The sequence below is a fragment of the Burkholderia sp. LMG 13014 genome (assembly GCF_905232215.1).
Taxonomy (GTDB): domain Bacteria; phylum Pseudomonadota; class Gammaproteobacteria; order Burkholderiales; family Burkholderiaceae; genus Burkholderia.
Genome location: NZ_CAJNKE010000667.1, coordinates 1 through 3,014, shown reverse-complemented (window position 1 = coordinate 3,014; position 3,014 = coordinate 1). Strand labels below are relative to the sequence as shown.

Genomic DNA, 3,014 nt, shown 5'->3' with positions numbered 1-3,014 from the left:
AGCCTCTTTGGCTCGGTGATGTTTCTCTGTGACTGTGCACGGCCTTTTTTGCGCCCGCGAATCTCGTCGCTCGCCCCCAGGCGCGGGCCGCAAGGCCGCCGCTTCCGGGATCACTTATCATGTCGATCAGGAAATTTGCGACTAGGGATCGACCATGTTTACAGGAATTGTCCAGGGCGTTGCCACCATCAAGACCATCGCCGACCACGGGGAACTGAGAACCTTCAGCATCGAATTCCCGGAGCGCTTTACCGACGACATCGAGATCGGCGCCAGCGTGTCGGTCGACGGCGTCTGCCTGACGGTGACGACCATCCATTCGCCGGAGCTGATCGACTTCGACGTGATGCTGCCGAGCCTGCGGATCACCACGCTGGCCGATCTCGCGACGGGCGCGCACATCAACGTGGAGCGGGCTGCGAAAGACGGCGCGGAAATCGGCGGGCATCCGCTGTCCGGCCATGTCGACTTCACCGGGACCATCCGGCACATCGCGATGTCCGAACACAACCGGATGGTGCGCATCGAAGTGCCGGAGGCGTTCAAGCGGTACGTATTCGCGAAGGGCTATATCGCGATCAACGGCTGCAGCCTGACGGTGTCCGACGTCAACCGCGACGAAGGCTGGTTCGATGTCTGGCTGATTCCCGAAACGCGCCGCGCGACGACCTTCGATGCGAAGGGCGTCAACGACACGGTCAACATCGAGATCGAGCGCAGCACGCAGGTGGTCGTCGATACGATCCGGGAATCGGTCAAGGAAACGCTCGGCGAACTGAACGGCGTCGTCACCGCATTGCTGGCGGAAAAAGGCATCGATATCGAGGAACTGCTGGCGCGCCATGTCGCGCGGCTGCCGAAGCCGTAACGGGTGCCGGCGCCAGCGCAAGCCCGTCGTTAGCGTGAACACGCCCCAGGTGATCCGCTGGATCACCGCGTACCGGCCGCGGCCGGATGCGAACCGTGTTCACGCGAAGCCATCGACGCCACGATAAAGCGCTCGATGTCGGCCGCCACGTGTTCGGGTGGGCCGTCGCTCGCAAACCGCTTGCAGTTCAGGCGCATGAACGCCGGGAACCGATCGCGGATCTTGCGCATCTCGTCGGCTTCATTCGCATGCAGATACGGCCGGGACATTTGCCGGCCCACGATCAGTTTCGCGCAGCGTTCGAGGTCGAACGACGGCAGCAGGAGCGCGGTGAATCCGTCCGCCTCGATGCCACGGCGAAGTGCCGGATAGGCCGGCGCGACATCGTCCGGGTACAGCATGAAACCGGACGACACCGCGCAGATCGTGGGCGCCGACATGCCGCGCCTGAGTTGCTCGTACAGCCGGACGTTGTGCGACGCATACCCGGCATAGCCGTGGCTCCGGATGAAATCGGCGATGTTCCCGTGCGCGGCCAGGAAGCATCGATCCACATCGACGAACCGCCAGTTCAGGCGCGCCGCGACGATCTCCCCGACCGTGGTCTTGCCGGCGCCGCCCGGCCCGATCAGATGTACCCGCAACGACACGTTTCCCCTCCGACATCGCATGCATCACGCTCCCGGAGGATGCGCGACGACTCTGCCTTCCGCGCCCGCGTCATTCCGCTTCGGCCTGCGCGCCCTTCCCCACCGCCACGCGCTGCGCGCGATAGATCCCAGCGTGCCCCGAAAACAGATACGCGACGACACACGCGACGATCGCATACACGCCGATATCCGCGCCGAACAGTTCGATCGCCATGATCGTCGATGCGATCGGCGTATTGGCCGCGCCGGCGAACACCGCGACGAAGCCGAGCCCCGCGAGCACGGGCACCGGCAGCGCCAGCACTTGGCCGAGCGCGTTGCCGAGCGTCGCGCCGATGTAGAACAGCGGCGTCACTTCGCCGCCCTTGAACCCCGACGCGAGCGTGACGACGGTGAACGCGAACTTGCCCGCGAAATCGTAAAGCGGCAGCGGGCCGTGAAACGCGGCCTCGATCGTCGGGATACCGAGGCCGAGATACTGCGGCACGTTCAGCGCGGTGGCGGCCGCGGCGACCAGCAGGCCGCCGAGCACCGGCTGCAGCGGCGCATAGCGGACGACGCGCCGGAACCACGCGGTCAGCGCATGCGTCGCAAACGCGAACAGCCGCCCGACCATGCCGAACGCAATGCCCGCGATGACCGTCATGGCGAGCCCCGTCGCCGACACGGCCGGCACGAACGGAATCGCATAGGCGGTGTGATGCACGCCCCACGCGCGGCACACGACGTCCGCGACGATCGCGGAGGCGACGCAGGTCAGCAGCGCGTCATACCGCACGCGCCCGATCGCCAGCACCTCGAGCCCGAACACGGCACCCGCGAGCGGCGTGCCGAACACCGATGCGAACCCGGCCGCGATGCCGCCCATCAGCAGCACGCGGCGATGCTCGCGATCGAGACGAAACACGTGCGTGACGCGATCGGCGAGCGCGCCGCCCATCTGCACCGCCGTGCCCTCGCGGCCGGCCGAGCCGCCGAACAGGTGGGTGACGACGGTCGCGACGAGCACGAGCGGCGCCATCCGCTTCGGCACGAGTGCCTTGGGGTCGTGAATCTCGTCGATCAGCAGGTTGTTGCCGCGCGCGACGGACTGGCCGAAGCGATGGTAGATCCAGCCGGTCGCGAAACCGGCGGCCGGCAGCCCCCACAGCAGCCACGGGTGCGCGACGCGCGTGCCGGTTGCCCAGTCGAGCGCGATCAGGAACAAGGCGGAAGCCGTGCCGGCCAGCGTGCCAAGCAGGGCCGAGAGCGCGAGCCAGCGGCACACATAGCGCACGGTCGCGAGAAGATCGGCAGAAGTCGTGAAAAACATGATTTCCAGATTCGACGGAACATCAAAACCTGGGCGGTAGAAATCCGCATGGACGGCCTGCGACCTCCTGACAACCCAGGAACACGCAGGCATCATCAGCCGGGCGAACCGGCGGTTGAGGGCCGCACCGTGCGCAACGCGCCGCATACGACCGCAGGGAGGCATGCCATCTCCGCTGGCCGCC

General features: G+C 66.5%; 3 protein-coding genes and 1 riboswitch. Of the genes, 1 reads left to right on the top strand and 2 read right to left on the bottom strand.

Annotated features, from left to right (window positions below):
• Positions 1-154 precede the first annotated feature (154 nt).
• Entirely contained in the window at positions 155-868 is a 714-nt protein-coding gene (locus JYJ84_RS32775; RefSeq protein ID WP_122949099.1) for a riboflavin synthase subunit alpha, read from the top strand.
• 62 nt (positions 869-930) lie between these two features.
• Here JYJ84_RS32775 and JYJ84_RS32770 read toward each other — a convergent pair whose 3' ends face one another.
• Entirely contained in the window at positions 931-1,518 is a 588-nt protein-coding gene (locus tag JYJ84_RS32770; RefSeq protein WP_236027118.1) for a shikimate kinase, read from the bottom strand.
• A 70-nt stretch (positions 1,519-1,588) separates the two neighbouring features.
• A complete protein-coding gene (locus tag JYJ84_RS32765) occupies positions 1,589-2,830 on the bottom strand; it encodes a voltage-gated chloride channel family protein (protein ID WP_175221761.1) in 1,242 nt (413 codons plus the stop codon).
• A 79-nt stretch (positions 2,831-2,909) separates the two neighbouring features.
• Positions 2,910-3,013, bottom strand: a riboswitch (Fluoride riboswitch).
• Position 3,014 lies beyond the last annotated feature (1 nt).